Source organism: Kitasatospora sp. NPDC096204, from assembly GCF_044763205.1.
GTDB lineage: Bacteria > Actinomycetota > Actinomycetes > Streptomycetales > Streptomycetaceae > Kitasatospora.
This window is the reverse complement of the sequence record NZ_JBIWFT010000001.1, coordinates 446562-467015: the sequence shown is the minus strand read 5'-3', so window position 1 is coordinate 467015 and position 20454 is coordinate 446562. Positions and strand designations below refer to the sequence as shown.

At 73.1% G+C, this 20454-nt stretch carries 14 protein-coding genes; 6 read left to right on the top strand and 8 right to left on the bottom strand.

Annotated features, from left to right (window positions below; all coding sequences use genetic code 11):
* Positions 1-199: 199 nt before the first annotated feature.
* Together ACIQ87_RS01525 and ACIQ87_RS01520 are read left to right on the top strand one after the other, a co-directional pair.
* Positions 200-784 (top strand): sigma-70 family RNA polymerase sigma factor, encoded by a 585-nt coding sequence (locus ACIQ87_RS01525; RefSeq protein ID WP_402399842.1) that lies wholly within the window; start codon positions 200-202, stop codon positions 782-784.
* On the top strand, positions 781-1524 hold the full coding sequence (locus ACIQ87_RS01520) for an anti-sigma factor domain-containing protein (RefSeq protein ID WP_402399839.1): 744 nt from the start codon (positions 781-783) through the stop codon (positions 1522-1524). Before ACIQ87_RS01525 ends, ACIQ87_RS01520 begins: the two co-directional genes overlap by 4 nt.
* A gap of 135 nt (positions 1525-1659) precedes the next feature.
* Here the strand turns inward: ACIQ87_RS01520 and ACIQ87_RS01515 are convergent, their stop codons facing one another.
* Positions 1660-2298, bottom strand: coding sequence for a hypothetical protein (locus tag ACIQ87_RS01515; RefSeq protein ID WP_402399836.1), 639 nt, complete (start codon positions 2296-2298; stop codon positions 1660-1662).
* Positions 2299-2758: 460 nt separating this feature from the next.
* The gene (locus ACIQ87_RS01510; RefSeq protein ID WP_402399834.1) at positions 2759-3994 is read right to left on the bottom strand and encodes a hypothetical protein; all 1236 of its coding nucleotides are present in this window, start codon (positions 3992-3994) and stop codon (positions 2759-2761) included.
* Between the two features lie 177 nt (positions 3995-4171).
* Between ACIQ87_RS01510 and ACIQ87_RS01505 the strand changes: the two genes are divergently transcribed.
* From ACIQ87_RS01505 to ACIQ87_RS01490, 4 genes are all read left to right on the top strand, one after another.
* Positions 4172-5866 carry an immunity 49 family protein gene (locus tag ACIQ87_RS01505; RefSeq protein ID WP_402399831.1) on the top strand — a complete coding sequence of 565 codons (1695 nt, stop codon included), beginning with the start codon at positions 4172-4174 and terminating at the stop codon, positions 5864-5866.
* 210 nt (positions 5867-6076) lie between these two features.
* Positions 6077-7528 carry a hypothetical protein gene (locus ACIQ87_RS01500; RefSeq protein WP_402399828.1) on the top strand — a complete coding sequence of 484 codons (1452 nt, stop codon included), beginning with the start codon at positions 6077-6079 and terminating at the stop codon, positions 7526-7528.
* Between the two features lie 176 nt (positions 7529-7704).
* On the top strand, positions 7705-8247 hold the full coding sequence (locus tag ACIQ87_RS01495; RefSeq protein ID WP_402399825.1) for a DUF6232 family protein: 543 nt from the start codon (positions 7705-7707) through the stop codon (positions 8245-8247).
* On the top strand, positions 8244-8576 hold the full coding sequence (locus tag ACIQ87_RS01490; protein ID WP_402399822.1) for a hypothetical protein: 333 nt from the start codon (positions 8244-8246) through the stop codon (positions 8574-8576). The genes ACIQ87_RS01495 and ACIQ87_RS01490 overlap by 4 nt, the downstream gene beginning before the upstream one ends.
* Before the next feature lie 381 nt (positions 8577-8957).
* Here ACIQ87_RS01490 and ACIQ87_RS01485 read toward each other — a convergent pair whose 3' ends face one another.
* The 6 genes from ACIQ87_RS01485 to ACIQ87_RS01460 form a co-directional block, all read right to left on the bottom strand.
* Positions 8958-10082 carry a cytochrome P450 gene (locus tag ACIQ87_RS01485; protein ID WP_402399819.1) on the bottom strand — a complete coding sequence of 375 codons (1125 nt, stop codon included), beginning with the start codon at positions 10080-10082 and terminating at the stop codon, positions 8958-8960.
* 97 nt (positions 10083-10179) lie between these two features.
* Positions 10180-11640: a flavin monoamine oxidase family protein gene (locus tag ACIQ87_RS01480; RefSeq protein ID WP_402399816.1), complete on the bottom strand. Its 1461-nt coding sequence runs from the start codon at positions 11638-11640 to the stop codon at positions 10180-10182.
* Between the two features lie 194 nt (positions 11641-11834).
* Entirely contained in the window at positions 11835-12728 is an 894-nt protein-coding gene (locus ACIQ87_RS01475) for an NAD(P)-dependent oxidoreductase (RefSeq protein ID WP_392871011.1), read from the bottom strand.
* Positions 12729-12841: 113 nt separating this feature from the next.
* Entirely contained in the window at positions 12842-13267 is a 426-nt protein-coding gene (locus ACIQ87_RS01470) for a YybH family protein (RefSeq protein WP_402399812.1), read from the bottom strand.
* 171 nt (positions 13268-13438) lie between these two features.
* A complete protein-coding gene (locus ACIQ87_RS01465) occupies positions 13439-14791 on the bottom strand; it encodes an FAD-dependent oxidoreductase (protein WP_402400021.1) in 1353 nt (450 codons plus the stop codon).
* A gap of 8 nt (positions 14792-14799) precedes the next feature.
* Entirely contained in the window at positions 14800-20427 is a 5628-nt protein-coding gene (locus ACIQ87_RS01460; RefSeq protein ID WP_402400018.1) for a thioester reductase domain-containing protein, read from the bottom strand.
* Positions 20428-20454 lie beyond the last annotated feature (27 nt).

The window sequence follows — 20454 nt, the reverse complement described above, 5'->3', positions numbered from 1 at the left end:
TCGTGCCCGATCAGGACCTGGCGCGGTGCCCGTCCGGTGCCTCGGGCCAATCCGCGGCCGTGCGAGCTGCGAAGAAGGGGGTGGGAGTCGTTCGTCGTCTCGGCGGGGTTCTTACCGCCGACCCGTGGGAGGGTCACCTGATGTTGTCGCATGCGCCGTTGACTTGGCTGCTCGGCCACCCGCCGCAGGGGGTGCCGCGGTGAGAGCTGTGGTGCACCTGTCGGGTCCGGGGCGTCCCGGGCCCGATCTGAAGGAACTCGTCGGCCGGGTGGCCCTGGGCGATCAGGAAGCCTTCGGCGCGCTCTACGACGTGGTGGCCGGACCGGTGCTCGGGCTGGTGCGGCGGGTGCTACGGGACCCGGCCCAGTCGGAGGAGGTCGCGCAGGAGGTACTGCTGGAGGTGTGGCGCAAGGCGGCCCAGTACCGCCCGGACCGCGGCGAGGTGCTCGCCTGGGTCCTCACCATCGCGCACCGCCGCGCGGTGGACCGGGTCCGCACCGCGCAGGCCTGCGCCGACCGCGAGCAGCGTCTCGCCGCCGCCTCCCATGCCCCGGCATTCGACGAAGTCGCCGAGCAGGTCGAGGGACGGCTGGAGCGCGAGCAGGTCCGGCGCTGCCTCAAAAGCCTGACCGAGCTGCAGCGCGAGTCCCTGACCCTGGCCTACTTCCGGGGCTGCACCTACCCGCAGGTCGCCGAACTGCTGGGCGTCCCCTTGGGCACCGTCAAGACACGGATGCGCGATGGGCTGATCCGGATGCGCGACTGCCTGGGGGTAACCGTATGAGTGCCGCCGACCTGCACACTCTCACCGGCGCGTATGCCGCGCACGCCCTCGGACCGGACGAACGCGAGGAGTTCGAGCGGCACCTGGAGCGATGCCCGGCCTGTGCACAGGAGGTCGCCGAGTTCATCGCGACCCTGACACGGCTCGGATCGGCCCAGGCCGTACCTGTCGCCGCGGAGTTCAAGCAACGCGTCATGGGCGCTCTGGAGGCGGTGCGGCAGGAGCCCCCCGGCGAAGCACCGCAACTGCCGGGGCGACGCAGAGGGGTGCTGCGCCGGGCGCTGCCGCGGTTTGCGCCGGCGGCCTGCCTGGCGCTGGCGATCGGCGCGGGCTGCCTGGCCATCCAGCAGCACCACCGGGCCGACCAGGCGCGTGCCACGGCAGCGGCCCTTCAACAGCAGCAGGGCCGGATCACCGCTCTGCTGACCGCACCGGATGCCCGCACCACCAGCGGCAAGGTCACCGGCAGCGGCGTGGCCACGGTGGTGTGGTCACAGACCCAGGGCGCGGCGGGATTCCTGGCCGCCGGACTGCCCCCGCTGGCCGGGGGCACCACCTATCAGCTGTGGTTCGACGACGACGGAACGATGCGCCCTGCCGGACTGCTGCCCACGGCGAGCGGGGCTCTGATGCTCAACGGTCCTCTGAACGCCGCGAGCGGGGTCGGCGTCACCGTCGAACCCGCCGGTGGATCACCGCAGCCGACCGGAACGCCGCTGGTGCTGCTCGCGTTCGGCTGAGCCCGAGCTACACGGGGCGGACGTGGCCCCGCCGCCGCGCCCTTCACCGTCCGTGCGGTGCGCCCGGTGCGCCCGGACGCCGCCCCGTGCCGCACCCGGAATCCGGGCGGGCCGGGGCGGCGCCCCCGATCGGGGTCAGTCGCGGAGCAGGACCCAGGAGCCCAGGCCCGCACAGCCCGCACTGTTGTAGGCGCCCAGGTGGTAGCCGGCCGGGACCGCGTTGCCGGGGCAGATCGACAGCCCGGGCGCGGCCAGCTGCTGGAACCAGGAGCCGATGCCTCGGCAGCCGGTGCCGTAGTGGCCGGTCATGACGTACCCGGCCGGGATCGGCGAGCCCGCGCAGGTCCAGATCCCGTCCGTGACCAGCCGCATGAGCCAGGCGTCGCCGAGACAGGGGCTGCTGCTGGGGTTGTGGTCGGTGAGCACGTAGCCCGCCGGGATCGGCGAGCTGGCGCAGATCCACAGCGGGTCCTGTGCGGGCTGCACGTAGGAGCCGCCGGCTCCGTTGCAGCGACCGGCGTCGTACCCGGTGATGACGTAGCCGGGCGGCACGGGCGTCCCCCGGCAGATCCAGCCGGCGCCGGCCAGTTGGGCGGACGGGGCGGACGGGGCGGAGGCAGCGGGTGGCGCGGCGGGCGCGGCGCTCGCCGTGCCCGCCGCGGTGCCGGTGAGGACGGCCGCCAGCAGCGCGACCACCCCCGCCACGGCGGCGAGCCGGCCCCGGAGGGCCGCCCAGGGCGAACGGTCCAGCAGTCGGTGATGTCCTCTGATCACGTCACACCAGTCCCATCGGCAGGTCCGTGCGGCACCGCACGACGGCCGCACGGTGCCGGTTCGTGGAGCTGCCGCGACCCTAACGGGGGCCGGCGCAGCCGATTTGCTCACGACATGGACACGTCATCATATTGTCCGGAACTGCGCGTCGAATGCCCGCAATTCCGCCCTTGACGGGAAGAACCGGCCCCCACCCCGCGCGCGGGAAGGCAGCCCGTCGACTTCCCACGCGCGGGGCCGCCGCCTCGAAGCGATCAAGTCAGGCCCCGCACCCGGTCGCCGAGGTCGTCGCGACGGCCGTCGCCGAGGCCCTGTCGGCCGCCACCGAGGACCTGCCGGCCGAACCCACCCGCCGCCTGCCAGAGCCGGCCCGGGTGCGTCCGGGGCGCCTCAGCGGAGTTACCGGTTGGACGGCGCCCCCGGGCGGCCGGGGGGCGGGTTCGATCGAACGCCTCCGGAATCAGGACGACTTGGTGATGGTGTAAACGGCGTAGACGCCGCACTGGGCTCCCGAACCCTGCTTGGTGACGACCCAGCCGGCCGGGATCGGGGACGGCCCGCAGACCTGCATGCCGGTCTGGTCGGCGACCCTGACGATGGTGTACGTCCCGTAGGTGCCACACCCGGCGGAGGTGCTCTGGATCGCGGTGATCACCCAGCCGGTGGGGACGGCGGACTGACCGCAGTCCTGGAGGGTGCTCTGGGTGGTGACCTTCAACAGCGAGTACAGCGGGTAGCTCCCGCAGCCCGCTCCGTTCTGCATCGCCGTGATCACCCAGCCCGCCGGAACCGGGGAGTTCCCGCAGGCCTGGATGCTCGTCTGGTTCGTCAACTGGACGACCGTGTACGTCCCGTAGGTGCCACAGGCGGCGGAGGTGGTCTGGATCGCGGTGATCACCCAGCCGGTGGGGACGGCGGACTGTCCGCAGTCCTGGAGGGTGGTCTGGGTGGTGACCTTCAGCAACGAGTACAGCGGGTAGCTCCCGCAGCCCGCTCCGTTCTGCATCGCCGTGATCACCCAGCCCGCCGGAACCGGCCAGTTGCCGCAGGCCTGGACGGAGGTCCGGTCGCCCAGTGGCACAAGGGTGTAGGTGCCGTAGGTGCCGCAGGCCGGGGAGACGGTCTGGATCGCCGTGATCACCCAGCCCGACGGGATCGGGGACTGCCCGCAGTCCTGGAGAACGGTCTGGTCGGTGACCTTCAGCAACGAGTACAGCGGGTAGCTCCCGCAGGTGCCGGCGCCGCTCTGCATCGCCGTGATCACCCAGCCGGCGGGTATCGGCCCGTTCGAGCAGGCCTGGACCGAGGTCAGGGCCGAGGCGTCGGCGATGGTGAAGAGCCCGTAGCCGCTGCAGCCGGACCACTGCTCGCTGACGATCACCCAGCCGGTGGGCACCGGGGTGTAGCCACAGATCGTCGTCGTCCCGCCGGCCTGCTGCGCGGTCCGCACGGCCTTCACCGTCCCGGCCGTCCGCGCGACCTGCGCACCGGCCGTCTGCGCGACCTGCGCACCGGCCGTCTGCGCGACCTGCGCACCGGCCGTCTGCGCGACCTGCGCACCGGCCGTCTGCGCGACCTGCGTCCCGGCCGTCTGCGCGGCCGCCTGCGCGACCGGCGCACCGGCCAGGGTCAGACCTCCCAGCAGCAGTGCGGCCACCGCCAGTCGGCGGGACAGAAACCGTCTCAGTCCGGGCATGCGCATCCTTGATCCTCCCGATCGTTCCGGCACGTTGGCGCCTGAGAGCTTGTCAGGCCCACACCCCCGTGACCAGACCTGCGGGACCGGGGACGGTCTGCCGCGGGACCCGGCGGACCGTGATGTCCGACCCGCTGCCTACTCTGGGTCCAAGTCGACGATCAAGGGGGCAGGACCGTGCGGATCGAACGTCACCAGGTGGACGGGGAGCGGGTGACGCAGGCCGGCGAGGACTTCGTGAACCGGATCGGCAGACAGGTCCACTCCTACTCCCGCGCCGGCCTGATGACCACGACGGAGTGGCAGCTGATCGCCGACTCCTTCCTCGACTACCTCGGAGCGCTCTCCACCACCCGGCCCGGCCTGGACTCCGCCGAGGCCAGGGCCGTCCTCGCGGACGCCGCAGAGGCCGCCGCCGGAGCCGTCTCCTTCGCCGCCTACTACCCGCACGACCGCTTCAGCGTCTTCCTCGACTACCCGAACTTCGGGATGGGGTACGACCCGGAGTACGGGCAGGACCGCGACCCCCGCCACCGGGTCACCGCCCGGGAGTGGCTCGACGCCTTCTGCCTGGCGATCGTCGCCGACACGGTCTCCGTCCACGGCGAGGCCTTCAGCTGGGCACGGCAGTTGATGCCGGACGAGCCGGTCACCCCCGCTCTCGAACTCGTCGACGGCTTCGTCGCGCACTTCTTCGGGGAGGCCGGCCTCCCCGCCGCGTCCACCGAACCACAGCCCGGTCTGCGCGCGCTGCGCGCCCTGACCGACGGGGACCGCGACGCCTTCGACGCCGCCCTCCTCGCGCTCGTCCAGAACGGCCCGCACGGCACCGGGCCCGCGAGCCTCCTGCCGCTCGTCCCGATCGCCCTCGCCGCCCTCGCGTACCGCACCCACGGCTGGACCCCGGCGGTCGACACCGACTACCTCCCCCACGCCCTGGTCACCGGCTTCGAGACCCCCGGCCCGCGCGTCCGCGCCCTGGGCCGCGACCCGCGCCCCGACGCCGTGGCCCGGCTCGCCGCCGGGCCCGTCGACCTCGACCGGCCGTTCCCGGCCCGGCCGCTCAGCCCGGACGGCGCGGCGCGGTTCGAGCGGCGCACCCTGGAGGCCATCACGCCGAAGGAGGGCGAGCCACTGGACGCGTGGGAGCTCACGGGTGCCCTGCGCCACCAGAGCCGCCTCCTGTCGGCGCGCGCCTCGGAGTCCGTCGACGCCACCGATGCCCTGCTCGCCAACCTGCGGCTCGGCTCCCAGCTGGGGGCCGCCGTGTTCCGGGTCGCCCTCGCCGAGCCGGGCACCGAGGCCGAGGTGACGATCGACGGGCGGATGCTGCGCTTCCCCGCCCGCCGGGACAGGGACTTCGGGCCGACCTTCTGGGAGACGGCCCTGTCCTTCGTCCTGATCACCGGCAGCTCCGAGGACCTCGAACCCCTCGTGCTGGCCGGTCCGGCGATCGCCGCCGAGGACCGCTACCCGTTCGCCTCGTACCGCACCGCCCTGCACGACCACCTGCGCGGAGCCGACCCGCTCCCGGCCACCGAACGGGCCCTGGAGGAGCTGGAACGAACCCGGGGCCACGGCTTCCTCCCGCCTCCGGTCGTCCTCTTCTCACAGTTGGTCCGGGGCGACGAGACCAGCTTCAACCTCGCCCTGCTGGACGCCCTGGAAGCCCACCGCGACCACCACTCCGTCGCCGACCGTGCCGCCCACACGGGTGCCGCGCTCAGCCTCGACGTCCTCGGCCTCGCCTGCCACGCCCGCCGCAGCCGCGGCTGGGCCGTCCACGTCCGGTCGCCCTACCTCCCGCCGCGCCTGCTCCGGGCGGCCGGGCGCGCCGGAGGGGACGTTCGGGAGCCGAAGGCCGCACTCTGACCGCCCGACGGTCCGACAGGTGCCGACCGCACCCGGCCGTCGGCCGTTCGGCCGTTCGGCCGTGAGGAGCCGGAGAGCGGGGTGGTCGGCCGGGCGGTTCCGGCTGGTGGCCCCGGAGCGCCGGTCACACCCCTGGCAGCCCGGCCGCACGGTTGTCAGGGGTGAGCGCTATGTTCACGAACGTCGATCAGACCTGGTGGAGGGGGCATCGTGACGGATCCCGAGAGCGGGACGATCAGCTGGGAGGAGATGCGCGCACTCATCGCCGCACGGGTTCCGCAGGGGGTGATCGAACGGCTCTCCCCCGTGCCCGCCGCCGAGCTGGGCCATCTGCGCGCTCCGCTGCGCAGGCTCCGCGCCGAGCTCTCGCGCGAGCTCTCCTCGGGCGACACCACCCGGTATTCCGCCGCCTACGATCAGCTCGCCGCGCTCCAGTTCGCCGGGATCCACTCCGCCGCCACTGCCGCCCAGGCCCTCGAATGGCTGACGGCCCGCCCGCTCCTCGACATCACCTGGCCCCTGCCCGGCGGCGGTTCCACCAACCCGGACCACCACGTCCTGCTGACGGCCCTGCTCTCGCCGCACCGGGACCAGGCGTTCCACCGTGAACTCGCGGTCCGGCTCGCCGAGTGGCTGCCCGCGCGGGGCCGCCACGACCGGTGGCTGATCACCCACGGCCTCGCCGTCTGGTCGGGCGCCGAAGTCCCCGTCACCGACGGCTACCTGATCGGCTGGTTGCGCGAGGGTGGCTCGATCCGCTACCCCTACCACCGCGAGATCGGCGAGTGGTTCGCCATGCGGGGCCTGCGCGAGCCGGTGCCGCACCACGACACCCTGCTCTCCTGGCTGCGCGCCCAGCCCAGGCTGTCCGAGTTCGTCCGCCGTCTGTTCGAAGTCCCGGACGTGGGAACCGAGTTCACCGATCCCTACGCCGCCCGCTTCGGGCCGGACAACGAGTGGCCCAAGGCGCTCACCGCCCTGGCGGGCGAGGGCGTGCTCGACCGCGCCGAGCTGATCGACCTCTGCCTCGGAAAGCTCCTGCGCGGCGACCGGCCCGGCAACCTGCGAGGTTTCCTCCGGCTGTACGCCGCGCTGGCGCTCGACCCCGACGAGGTCCTCGCCCGAGCCGGCGATCACGTCCGGCTGGCCGCCGACGGCGCACCGACCGCCGCCAAGGCCGCCCAGGCGGCGCTGGTGCCCGTGGACGACCGGCTCTCCGCCGAGGTGTTCACCGAGTTGACGGCCGCCGTCCTGGCCCGCCCGGAAAAGACCCTCGCCACCTCCCAGCTGAGCCGCGCCGCCGCCGCCCTGCGCCGCGACCCCGCCACGGCGGACGGCCTGCTGCCCGCCGTCAGCGTGGCCTTCGCCCACCCGGCTCATGCCGTCCAGGAGCGCGCCCTGCGTCTCGCCGCCCAACACCTGCCCGGCGTCGCCCCGGCCACCGCCGAGGCCGTGCGCAGCGCCGCCGTCGCCCTCGGCCCGGCCCTCCGGCCCGAGTCCCACCGTCTGCTGGCCGTCCAGGCCCCGGGGGTGGCGAAAGCCACCGAACCGCACGCCGCCGAGATGCTCGAGTGGCCCGCTCACCTCCGCAGTCCGGGGACCACCCCGGTGCTGCGCCCCCAGCAGCCGGAAGCCGGCCCCGGCCGAATATCCGGCGCTTGAGCATCTTGATCGCCGGAGCCGGTGGACCGGGCAGCGGGTGCAACACGTGCCCCGTGACGGTCGATCCTCCTCTTCGCCACCGGATCTTGCTCGAGCTCGGCCCGTCGCCACGACGGTCACTCGAAAGTGACGGGCGGAACGTGTGATTTCCCTCTCGTGTCCGCATCGGCTTCGCTATGCTCCACACCTCATCGTCCAGGAGTGGGCAGGAGGGTCCCTTGGTGGCCCAAGTAACAATCAATGAAGGTGTGTTGTGGGTAGGTGGCGAGGCCTATCCGCTGCGCAACATCTCCCATGTCGGCCAGAGACGACTGACCGTCGACAAGGGTGCCGCGTGGAGGAAGTTCATCCTCCAGAGCATCGGCTGGTTCATCCTGGGCGGCATATTCGCCTCTTTCGCCGGCACCGTGGGAACGATCGTCTTCCTCGCCGTCGAGGCGCTTCTGGTCTGGAGGCTGGTCTCGGCCCTGCAGAAGCCCCCGGTGTACGGCCTGGTCCTCAACACCTCCGGCACCCAGCGTGAGGCCGTCTGGTCCACGCGGCAGGAGGAGATCCAGCAGTTGATCTACGAGATCACCAAGGCGATCGGCAATCCCGACGTCGCACAGACAGTCATCAACGTGGCCCACGCGGTGCAGGGGGACGTCATCCACCAGTACGGCGACGGCAGCATCGGCAAGGCCCAGCACAGCGGTAGCGGGAACATCGGAGGATCATGAGCGGCGACCACATCCAGCAGTACGGCTCGGGCAGCATCGGCAAGGCCGAGCACACCGGTTCCGGTGACATCGTGGCCGGCGGCAAGACCGTCGGCACGACCGCAGGAGGACCCGCGGTGGAGGCCCTCCTGCGGGAGATCGAGAAACTGCGCCCGCACCTGGACGAGAACGACCGGGCAGAGGTGGACACGGCGGCCGGCTCGATCGCCGAGGAGACGTCTGCGGAGCGCCGGCGTGGCCTGGTGCAGCGCATCTCCGGAATCGCGGCGCTGGTCGGCGAGGTGGGCGTGCCGGTGATCGCGGCCGCGAAGGCGCTGCTGGCGGGCTGAGGCGGCTGATCGGCGGCTGCGCGAGTTGAAGCGATGGGCGTGTCCCGGGTACGCCTGGGTCACGCCTTGGCCGTGCTCGGGGCAGGCACAGGCGTCATGCGCGAGGTGACCGGGTGAGCACTGCACGCCTCGGCGGGCGCGGCGGCACGCCGTGGACGGTGGCCTGACGGCCACTCAGACATCCGGGGCCACCACGGTCTGAACGCCGCAGGCGGGTGGTGGCAGCTGCGAGCGGTGGAGGGGCAGGGACCCGGGAGACCGGCCGGAGCACGGGGGCACGCCCCGGCCGGCCACCCGTGGCCCCTGCCCCTTCACCCGCTCACCCCGCGCGGCCCGGCGCTTGGTTGCACACGGCCGCGCGGGTCGGCTGCGGGGCCGGCGTCAGCCGGACACCCGGACCGGCAGCCGCCGAGGGCAGATGATCTGCATCGGGTTCTCGAACTCGACGCCGGCCGCGTGGTCCACGGCGATGTCGTCGTAGCGGTCGAACAGCGCGTTGAGCGCGATGCCGACCTCCAGCCGGGCCAGCGGGGCGCCGAGGCAGAAGTGGATGCCCTGCCCGAAGGCGATGTGCCCGCCGGTGTCGCGGTGGATGTCGAACCGGTCGGGGTCCGTGAAGCGTTCGGTGTCCCGGTTGGCCGCGCCGACCCACAGGGTGACCAGTTCGTCCTTGCCGATCCGCTGCCCGCGGATCTCGGTCTCGGTGGTGGTCACCCGCGCCATCCGGGAGAAGGGCGGGTACAGGCGCATCAGTTCCTCGATGGCGCCGGGCAGCAGCCCGCGGTCCGTGCGTACGGCGGCCAGTGCCTCGGGATGGCGGTCGAAGGTGAGGATGGCGTTGCCGATCATCGCCATCGAGGCGGCGTGTCCGGCGAACAGGGTGAGGCCGACCAGACCGATCAGGTCGGCGTCCCGGAGCGGCTCGTCGTCCACGACCGCGTGTGCCAGCCCGGTGAGCATGTCGTCGGCCGGGTTCTGCCGGCGTCGGTGCACGTGGCCCAGGATGTACTCGTTCATCTCCCGGATGGCCGGGGCGACTTCGGACTCCATCACCTTCGGCGGCACGGTCGCCGCGTCGAGCGCGCCCAGCGCGTCGCCCCAGGCCCGGTACATCGGCACGTCCTCGGGCGGCAGGCCGAGCATCTCCGCGACCACGATGATCGGCAGCGGGTAGGCGACCGCGTCGATCAGGTCGAAGGTGTCCGCTCCGGACAGCCCGTCGAGGAGGGACTCGGTGGTCCGGGTGATCCGCTCCGCGAGGCCCGCCACCGCGCGCGGGGTGAAGGACTGGTTGACGGCCCGACGCAGCCTGCGGTGGTGGGGCGGGTCGTTGGTGACCAGGTTCCCCGTGAGGAACAGGTCGAGGTCCGGCTGCGGTTCGTTGAACAGCCGCACGGTGTCCGAGGAGAAGGTCTTCGGGTCGGTGAGCACTCGGGTGATGTCCGCGTGGCGGAACAGCTGCCACCCGTACTCGTCGTCGTGGTGGATCGCGTGCTGTCCCTGCATCTGGCGGAACCAGGAGAACAGCGCTTCCACGGGTTCGGTTGCGGATTTCTCTTGCGCCGGCATGACTACCCCTGATCTGAAGGCCGCTGAGTTGTTGTCACAGACCGACGATGGACCGGTAGACCTTGCGGTCGACCGCCGGGAGGGCCACGCGCTGGGCGACGGCCGACGGCGGCGTCGCGCCGGGCGTCGGCGACAGCGTCGGCGAGCCGGCGGCCCGCAGGCCGGATTCGATGGCGCCGTCCATGTAGCCGATCCAGCCGAGGGCGAGGTCGTCCGCGCAGAACTTCACCAGGCCGAACGGCTGGTTGATCGCCTTGTGCAACCGGGTGAGCTGGTAGGGCCGGCGGTACGCGGGACCGCCGCGCGAGAACTCGTTCGCCTCCCAGTCCGTCACGGTGTAGTCGCGCAGTGTCGCCGACGGCAGGATCCGCCGCACGGCGGCCTCGACCAGGGAGCGATTGCTCACGTCCAGGGTGGCGTCGACGGAGAAGGCGACGACGGGGGCGTTGTCGTTGAGCCGGCCCATGATGACGAACGGCGAGCCCTCGGGTGCCTCGGCGATGAACCGGTCGGCGGGGGCGGCCAGGTCCAGGAACAGCTTCCGCTGGCGCGGTACGCCGTAGCCCTGGGTGGTGGCGTCGCGGTGGGCCTGCGGCAGCGCCGGGCTGAAGGTGATGTCCTTCCAGACGTTGACCGGCACGGCCATGACGACCTGGGCCGCGGTGTAGGCGTGTCCGGCCCGGGTGACGACCTTGACCTGGCCGGACTGCTGGGTGACGGAGGCGACCGGGGAGCCCAGCTTGAGGTCCGGCTGGCCGTCCGCCAGGATCGCCTGGGCCAGCGCGATGGTGCCCCGCGCCAGGCGGTAGGTGTTGACGCCGGAGAAGCCCGTGTAGTTCCAGCCGGCCAGGGCCCACCACTGGGCGAGCTGCAGCAGCGAACCGCGCGAACTCGGCGAGCCGTACAGGCCGGTGGTGCCGGTCATCCGCATCTCGTCGGCCGGCGAGAGGTTCAGCTGGTCCAGCCGGTCACGCAGGGAGAAGCGGTCCAGCGGCGTGATCAGGTCCTCGCGGGTGAACGGCGCGTAGGGCTTGGGGAAGTACTCGCGCGAGCCCTCGAAGAAGGGCGTGAACAGCTCGCCCTGCCGGGTGTACGCGGTGACCGGGTCACTCTCGGCGAACCCGGTCGGGGAGGGCATGAGCACGCGCTCCGGGCCCTGGTCGGCCACGACCGTCAGGTTGTAGCGGGATATCTCGCGCCAGACGTGCGGCTGCAGCGGGTCCACCCAGGCGCCGCCGCGCTCGATCTCCCAGCTGTTGAACGTGTCGGTCCAGGTGCGCCCGCCGATGCGGTTGCGCGCCTCCAGGACGAGGACGCGCTGGCCCTTCTTCCGCAGTTCGCGGGCCGCGGTGAGGCCGGCCATGCCGGCCCCGACGACGATGGTGTCGTACGTGTTACGGAAGGTGACGTCCCCGCCTTCGGCGGCCTCCGCGATTCCGGGAAGACCGGCGCCGAGCGCGGTTCCCGCGATGGCCAGGCCACCCGTTCTCAGCACGTCCCTCCGCGAGAAGGAATTGCGGGACGCGGCCTTCTTCGATCTGCCGTGACTGTCGGACACAAGTATTCCCCCGTCTGGTCGGACTCAGGTTCGATGAAACGTTTCTGTGAAAAATCGACGAAGCCGGGAATCCGGATCGAAAGGCAACCGACCCGGGTTCCCCGCTTCGCTTTCACCCGCCGCGGAAAAGATCAGGCGGACGGCTTGCGGAACTGCTTGATCAGCGCCGCGTAGCTGTCCTCGGCGTTTCCGTCGGCCACCGCGCGCTGCGCCAGCTCCAGGAAGAAGCGCGGCAGGTCGGCGTTGACTCCGAGCGCCTTGCTCTCCTCGAGCAGGTGCTGCATGCCGCCCACGTGGACGTTGACGGTGGCGTCGGTGGCCGGGAACTCCCCGTCGTCGATCTGCTGCGCGTACGCCGAGACGTAGTCGGCGGTCACGTTGATCGCGGTGGTGGCCATCTCCGCGAACGTCGTCGCCTTGACGTTGGCCGTGCCCAGCAGGGCGGCGGCGTGCAGGAAGCTGTTGAGGACGCCCCACATGATGCTCAGCACGGACATGTCGTACAGGGCCGACAGGCCGTGGTCCTCGTCGAGGTAGACGGTGCCGGTCTCGCCGAGCGCCAGGAGAGTGGCCTGGTGCTTCTCGAAGGCGTCCTTCGGACCGGCGTACAGCAGGGTCGCCTCGGCGGTGCCGATGGCCTGGGGCATCGCCAGGATCGCGCCGTCGACGTAGTCGATGCCGGCCTTGGCCGCCCACTCGGCGGTCTCCCGGGCCTGGGTGGAGCTCGCCGTGGTCAGGTTGACCAGGGTGCGGCCGGCCAGGGAGGAGACGGCCGGGTCCAGCAGCCCGTGCACGGCGTCGTAGTCCGAGACGCAGACGACGACGAGCGGGCTCGCCTCGAGCGCGCTCCGGACCGAGTCGGCGAGGGTCGCGCCCTTGGCGACGAGCTGGTCGGCCTTGCCGGCCGAGCGGTTCCAGACCGTCGTCGGGTGGCCCTTGGCCAGGAAGGCCGCGGCGAGCGCCTGGCCCATCAGGCCCAGGCCGACGACGGTGACCGGGGAATCGGCGGGGGAAGAGGTGGTCACGGGAGTCTCCGTACTCGTTCTCGTGCGGCGCGGGCCGCGGTGGTTGTGAAGAGGGGTCCGCCGGAGCCGGCGGCGGTCGGGGAGCCGGGTGCGGCACGCCTGCGGCGCCGGGGTCAGCCCTGGGGCGCGTCCTCGGCGTCCCAGGGGCCGCTCACGCCGAACGGGTTGTCGACGACGTAGCGCCAGTAGCCGTCCTCGCCCTGGCGCAGCACGTCGATCGCCACGCCCTCGAGGTGCTCGGGCTCGCCGTTCTCGTCGAGCGCCTCCATCTGCCACTCGACGATCAGCATCGCGGTGTCGCCCACCACCAGCTGCTGGCGGACGGTCGCCTCGACGGAGGGCTTGCGCTTGGCCAGGAATTCCGTCACGTAGACCCGGCGGTCCTCGCCGTAGACCGGGAATCCGGGATCCCACATTCCGACCGCGTCGTCGGTGTACATCGCGTTGACCGCCTCCGCGTCACCGGAGTTGAAGGCTATTCCGAACGCCTCCTGGTGCTTTTCGATGTCGGCCACCAGCGTGTACTGACTATCGCTCACGACGCCTTTTCTCCATTCCGGTTCCGTGGCACCTGCTCGGATTGATCCGGACGCTATCAGCGGGTACTCCCCGATCCGGTCTCCTGCCGGTAATCGCGCGCGGCCGTGCGGTGCCGCGCGCGATTACCGGGGAAAGACCGCCCGACGGCGGCGCCGTCGGGGAGCCGTCCGCTACGGCCGGTCGGCCGGGCCCAGGGCCTGCTCGATCGCCTCCTGGACCTCCGGCGCGACCAGCGCCGCGACCGGGTCGAGGAGGAAGGCGACCCGGGCGTAGGCGACGAGCAGCTGCCCGTCCCGCGACGCCGCGTCCAGCAGCCGGTCCAGGTAGGCGTACTCGGCCAGCTGCTCCTCGGTCGGCTCGCCGCCCACGCCGGGGAAGGCACTGTCGGCGCCGGTGGTCAGCTCCCACACGTGGTCGACGGCCCTCGCCGCGAGGTCGGCGAGGTACGCCCTCGGGTCCACCGGCCCCGGCCGGGAGACGTGGTCGCGCAGCACGGTGGCGCCCAGGGCCGACACCGAGATGCCCTGCCCGTAGACGGGGTTGAAGCTGCACACGGCGTCGCCGATGACGAGCAGCCCGTCGGGGAACGACTCCATCCGCTCGTAGCGCCGGCGCAGGTTCGCCGGAAACCGGTAGGACAACGGCTCGCCGAGCGTCTCCTGGTCGCGCACCGCTTCGTAGATGTCGGTGGCGGCCAGCGACTTGAGGAAGTCGTGGAAGCCGGCGGTGTCGCGGGGCGGGTACTCGCCGGCCACGCCGTAGCCGGTGACCACGCCGCAGCCGTCCTCGATCCTGGCCCAGAGCGCGCCCCTCGGCACCGCCGCCGAACCGCCGACGTCGATGGAGACCTCGGCGGGCGTCCGGTCCGCGGAGAGCCGGTAGTACTGCGTGGTGTAGCCGACGTTGACGACCAGCTGCTCCTCCTCGACCACGGGGTAGCCGAGTTCCGCGAGCCACCCCGGGGTCCGGGTGCGCCGCCCGGTCGCGTCGACGACCAGGTCGGCGGTCAGGTCGCGGTGGGTGTCCCCCTGGAGGACGCGGACGCCGACGACGGCGGACCGGTCGGGCGTGGTCAGCAGCTCCACCGTCTCGGTGCGCTCCAGGAAGGTCACGTCGGGCAGCGCGCGCACCCGCCGGCGGATCCGCCGCTCCAGGTGCGGCCGGCTGACCGACAGCAGGGGCAGGCCGGAGCGTGGCTTGGGCATGCGGGTGCCGTTCACGACCCACCGCACGTCGGCGGTGCCGTCGCCGGCCACCGCGCCGCCCGAGGTGAGCTCCTCGGTGATGCCGGGGAGCAGGTCCTCCAGTGCGAGCAGGCCCGCGGCCAGCAGGTTGTGCAGGTGCCCGCCGTGCGGAACACCCCGCCGGGTCTCGTTGTGCGCCCGGCCGTAGTCGTCCTCCGCGAGGTCGTCGCGGTCGATCACGACGACGTCGGCGTACCGGTCCGCCAGCACGTGCGCGGCCAGCAGGCCCGCCATGCTCGCGCCGAGTACGATTACGCGCTCTCGGTCAGCTTTCTCCACGGTGGTGGTCACCCTTTCTGCTCGTCCCGGGCGGGCCCGCTGGGCGGGAACCAGCCCGCGCGGACGAAGAAGTTCACGTACGTGTGGAAGAGGTCCCGGTCGACCGGCGGGCAGGTGATGCCGGTGCCGCGCAGGGCGCGGTCGGTCTCCGAGACGTCGATGGGCGGATAGGTGGTGGTACCGCTGCCGGCGTTCATCCCCTCGAAGGAGTCCAGCAGCGGGACGACGGCGTTCCTCCGGTCCTGGCGGACCCGGACCGACCAGGCGTCCCAGTCCAGTTCGGGCAGGTCGTATCCGAACGCGCGGAGGTGGCCGACGAACTCGGTGAAGGTCTGGTCCTGGGGGTTGTAGAGGTGGAAGGTCCGGCCGGCGGCGTCCTCCCGGGTCGCGAGGTGGGTGATCGCGCCGCTGACGTAGTCCACCGGAACCATGTGGAGGACACCGGCGAGGCTGTCGGGGACCGCTCCGGTCTCCAGCAGGCCCTTGAGGCTCAGCCAGACGAAGTCCTTGGTCTGGCAGGCGCCGCTCTCCCGGTCGCCGCTGACGACGTCGACCCGGTAGACCGACACGGGCAGTCCGCGGCTCCTGCCGAGCTCGATGACCTGCTCGGCCACCCACTTGCTCTGCAGGTACCCGTTGTGCAGCAGGTGCCCGGGGCCGGTCGGGTCGGTCACGGTGGCCGGCGCGGCAGCGGGGCCGGGCGCGGGGAACACGCCCGTGGTGGACACGTAGTGCACCGGGACCGTCCGGTGGGCCGCGGCGAGGCGCAGGACCTCCCGGGTGCCGCCCACGTTGCCGGCGGCGAGCTCGGTGTACGGCCGCACCCAGCTGACCGTGGCGCCGGCGTGGTAGACGACATCGGCCCGGCGGGCGAGGTCGTCGAACGCGGCCTCGGTGAGCCCCAACCGGGGGGCGGCCAGGTCGCCGACGACGACGGAGAGCCGGTCCGGGTCGATGTCGTCGCGGACCCGGTACCACTCCAGGTTCTCGTACAGCCGGCGGGTCGCCTCGGCCGGGTCGGTGCCCCGCACCAGGCAGTGCACGGTGGCCCGGGTGGATCGCATCAGGTCGCGGAGCAGGAAGGCGCCGAGGAACCCGGTGGCGCCGGTGAGCAGGATCTCGCGGGGGTCGGCGGCCACCCGGCTGACCTCGCCGGTCGGCCGGATCTCGGCGTCGAGACGCACCTCCGCGGCGAGGTCGGCGCCGGCGGCGCCGGACGCTCCCCCGCCCGCGGCGGACAGCAGGGCCGCCAGGTGCTCCACCAGCCGCGCCGGGGTGGGGTGTTCGAAGACGAGCGAGGGCGGCAGCTTGAGGCCGGTGGCGTCGCCGAGCCGGTTGCGCAGTTCGACCGAGGTGAGCGAGTCGAACCCGAGGTCGGAGAAGCGCTGCTCGCCCTCGACCGCCCCGGCTGCGGAGTGGCCGAGTACGAGGGCCACTTCGCGGTGGACGAACGCGGAGACGAGCGCGGTCCGCTCCTCCTGGGGCAGTCCGGCCAGCCGCTCCGGCCGCAGTTCGGCCTGGGCCTCGGACCCGTCCGTGTCCGCCGGGTCGTGGACGAGGCTGCGCAGCAGCAGCGGCGCCCGGCGGACGTTGCTCCGCAGCGCGGCCCGGTCGACCGGCGTGACCACGAGGGCGGGGCGGCCGGTGGCGAGCGCCAGGTCGAGCAGCTCGGGGCCGGTCTCCTCGGTGATGGTGAGGAGGCCGGAGCGGGCGATCCGGTCGAGTTCGGTGCGGGTCAGGTGCCCGCTCATGCCGCGCTCGTGCGCCCACAGGCCCCAGGCGAGGGAGGCGGCGGGCAGGCCGAGGGCGGACCGGTGGGCGGCCAGCGCGTCGAGGAAGGTGTTGGCGGCGGCGTAGTTGGCCTGGCCGGTGCCGCCGATGACACCCGCCACGGACGAGAACAGGACGAAGGCGTCCAACTCGCGGTCCCGGGTGAGTTCGTGCAGGTGCCAGGCGGCGTGCACCTTGGGCCGCAGGACGGCGGCCAGCCGGTCCGGGGTCAGGTCCCGGATCATGCCGTCGTCGAGCACGCCGGCGGCGTGCACGACCCCGGTGAGCGGGTGGGTGTCCGGAACGGCGTCCAGCAGGGCGGCGAGGGCGTCCCGGTCGGCGAGGTCGCAGGCGACGAGGTGCACCTCGGCGCCGAGGCCGGTGAGTTCGGCGGCCAGTTCGGCCGCGCCGGGCGCCTGCGGCCCGCTGCGGCTGACGAGCAGCAACCGGGACACCCCGTGGACGCGGACCAGGTGGCGGGCGAAGAGCCCGCCGAGGGCACCGGTGCCGCCGGTGACGAGGACGGTGCCGCCGGTGCGCCACCGGGTCCCGCCCCCCGGTGTGCCGTCTGCGGGAACCGCGGCGGGGAGGTCGGCGACGCCGGGGGCGAGCAGCCGGCCGGAGCGGACCGCGACCTGCGGCCGGCCGGAGGCCAGGACCGCCGGCAGGACCGCCCGCGAGCCCGGGTCCTCGTCCACGTCGACCAGCACGATCCGGCCGGGCGCCTCGGACTGCGCCGAGCGCAGCAGGCCCCACAGGGGTGCGGCGACGAGGTCCGCGACATCGGTGCCGGCCTCGTCGGCGGCGACGGCGCGGCGGGTGAGGACGACGAGCGGGACGTCCTCGGTCCGGTCGTCCGCCAGCCAGGACCGGACCAGCGCCAGCACCCGCTGCGCGGTGTCCTGCGCCCGCTGCGGCACGTCCCCGCCCGGGTCGGACGCCAGCGGGACGAGCAGGGCGTCGTACGGGGTGTCCGTGCCCAGGGCGGCCAGCGCGTCCGTGATGTCGGCGAAGGACCTCCCGGCGGACTCGGGCAGGCCCAGGACGTCGGCGTCCCCGAGGTCCAGCACCGCCGGGGCGGGCGGGGAGACCGGGAGGGCCGCGTCGAACGGGGTCCAGCCGACGTGGAGCAGCGACTCCCGTGCGGTCGGCGCCGCCGTCGCGGGCGCGGCGGCCGGGACGTGCTCCAGCCAGTACCGCTCGCGCTGGAACGGGTAGGTCGGCAGGTCGACCGTACGGGCGCCGGTTCCGGCGAAGACCGCCGGCCAGTCGACGGGGATCCCGGCGGACCACAGCGCGCCGAGCGCCGCGAGCGCGTCCTGCGCCTCGGCCGGGCCGGTGCGCACGGCGGGCACCGGGGTGATGTCGGTGCCCTCGGCGACCAGCGCCGACAGCACGGCGGCCGGGCCGAGTTCCAGGGCGACGGTGGTGTCCAGCTCGGCGAGGGTGCGGGCCGCGTCGTGGAACCGGACCGGCCGGCGGACCTGGTCGACCCAGTACTCCGGGGAGCGGAGCTGTTCCTCGGTGGCGGGGCGGCCGGTGAGCGTCGACACGAGGGGGACGGACGGCGCGTGGAAGGTGACCTTCCGCAGGACGCGTCCGAACTCCTCCAGCATCGGGTCCATGTGCGGTGAGTGGAAGGCGTGGCTGACGGGGAGCCGCTTGGTGCGCCGACCGCAGGACCGCGCGGTCGCGGCGATCTCGTCGACGGCGTCGGCGTCGCCGGAAACCACCGTCGCCGCCGGGCCGTTGACGGCGGCGATCGACACGGCCCCTTCGGACCGTTCCAGCAGCTTTACGACCTCGTCCTCGGCGGCCTCCAGGGCCACCATGGCACCGCCCGAGGGCAGGGCCTGCATGAGACGGCCCCGGGCGGCCACCACGACCGCCGCGTCGGGCAGCGACAGCACGCCCGCGACGTGGGCGGCGGCCAACTCGCCGATCGAGTGGCCGGCGACGTGGTCGGGGGTGACGCCCCACGCCTCGTACAGTCGGTACAGGGCGACCTCCAGGGCGAACAGCGCCGACTGCGCGTTGCCCGTCCGGTGCAGCAGGTCCTCGTCGTCGAGGACCTCGCGCAGCGGGACGTCGAGGTGCGGGTCGAGAGCGGCGCACGCCGCGTCGAAGGCCTCGGCGTACACCGGGAAGGCCTCGTACAGTCGGCGGCCCATGGCGGCGCGCTGTGCTCCCTGGCCGGTGAAGAGGAAGGCGAGCCCGCCGCGGGTGGGCGGTGCGGTGGCGGTGCGGCCGCCGTCCTCGGCGAGCGGCCGCAGCGCGGCGCGCAGCGCCTCGGTGTCCGCACCGACGACCACGGCCCGGTACGGCAGCGCGGCCCGGGTGGTGGCCGTCGAGTGGGCGAGGTCCGCGGCGGACAGGCCGGGGTGGTCCGCCAGGAAGGCCAGCAGGCTGCGGGCCTGGGCGGCCACGGCCTGGCGGCTCCGGGCGGACAGCGGCAGCAGCGCGGGCGCGGCGGGGACGGGGGCGGGGACGGGGACGGGGACGGGGACGGGCTCCTGCTCGGGTGCCTGCTCCAGGATCAGGTGCGCGTTGGTGCCGCTGACGCCGAACGCGGACACCGCGGCGCGGCGCGGCCGGCCGGTCCGCGGCCACGGGCGGTGCTCGGTGAGCAGCGCGACCGCACCCGCGTCCCAGTCGACGAGCGGGGTGGGCTCGTCGACGTGCAGGGTCCTCGGGAGTTCCGCGTGCCGCAACGCCTGGACCATCTTGATCACGCCGCCGACCCCGGCGGCCGCCACCGAGTGCCCGATGTTGGACTTCAACGAGCCGAGGAACAGCGGGCGTTCGGGGGTGTGGGCGGCCCCGTAGGTGGCCAGCAGCGCCTGCGCCTCGATGGGGTCGCCGAGGCGGGTGCCGGTGCCGTGGGCCTCGACGGCGTCCACGTCAGCGGCGTCGAGCCGGGCGCCGGTGAGCGCGGTGCGGATGACCCGTTCCTGCGAGGGGCCGCTGGGGGCGGTGAGCCCGTTGGAGGCGCCGTCGGAGTTGACCGCCGACGACCGCAGGACGGCGAGCACCCGGTGTCCGTTGCGGACGGCGTCGCCGAGGCGTTCGAGCAGGATCAGCCCGGCGCCCTCCGACCAGCTGGTGCCGTCGGCGGCGGCGGCGAAGGACTTGCAGCGGCCGTCGGGGGCGAGGCCCCGCTGCCTGGAGAAGTCGACGAACCCACCGGGGGTGGCCGCGACGGTCACTCCGCCGGCGAGGGCGAGGCTCGACTCGCCGGTGCGCAGCGACTGGGCCGCGAGGTGCATGGCGACCAGGGACGACGAGCACGCCGTGTCCACGGTCATGGAGGGGCCCTCGAAGCCGAAGGAGTAGGAGAGCCGGCCGGAGACGACGCTGCCGAGCTTGCCCGTCAGCAGGTAGCCCTCGAACTCCTCCGGGCCCTCCAGCCCCAGGTAGGACTGTTCCACGGCGCCGACGAACACGCCGACGTCGAAGCCCTTGAGGGTGGTCGGGTCGATCCTCGCGTGCTCGAAGGTCTCCCAGGCGGTCTCCAGCAGCACCCGCTGCTGGGGGTCCATGGAGAGCGCCTCGCGTGGCGAGATGCCGAAGAAGCCGGCGTCGAACCGGGTGGCTTCGTCGAGGAAGCCGCCTTCCCGGGTGTAGGTGGTGCCCGGAACGTCCGGGTCGGGGTCGTAGAGCGCGGCGACGTCCCAGCCGCGGTCGGTGGGGAACTCGGTGATGCCGTCCCGGCCGTCCGCGACGAGCCGCCACAGGTCGTCGGCCGAGCGGACGCCGCCGGGGTAGCGGCAGGCCATGCCCACGATCGCGACCGGCTCGGTGCGGCCGGACTCCAGTTCCGCGATGCGCTGGCGGGCCTTGCGTAGGTCAGCGGTGACCCATTTCAGATAGTCAGCGAGCTTCTTCTCATCCGC

Excerpts from the sequence above, each read along its gene's own strand:
- ACIQ87_RS01510 (WP_402399834.1), bottom strand. The coding sequence starts at position 3,994 with ATGCCCGGACTGAGACGGTTTCTGTCCCGCCGACTGGCGGTGGCCGCA.
- ACIQ87_RS01520 (WP_402399839.1), top strand. The coding sequence starts at position 781 with ATGAGTGCCGCCGACCTGCACACTCTCACCGGCGCGTATGCCGCGCAC.
- ACIQ87_RS01490 (WP_402399822.1), top strand. The coding sequence starts at position 8,244 with ATGAGCGGCGACCACATCCAGCAGTACGGCTCGGGCAGCATCGGCAAG.
- ACIQ87_RS01495 (WP_402399825.1), top strand. The coding sequence starts at position 7,705 with ATGCTCCACACCTCATCGTCCAGGAGTGGGCAGGAGGGTCCCTTGGTG.
- ACIQ87_RS01485 (WP_402399819.1), bottom strand. The coding sequence starts at position 10,082 with ATGCAGGGACAGCACGCGATCCACCACGACGACGAGTACGGGTGGCAG.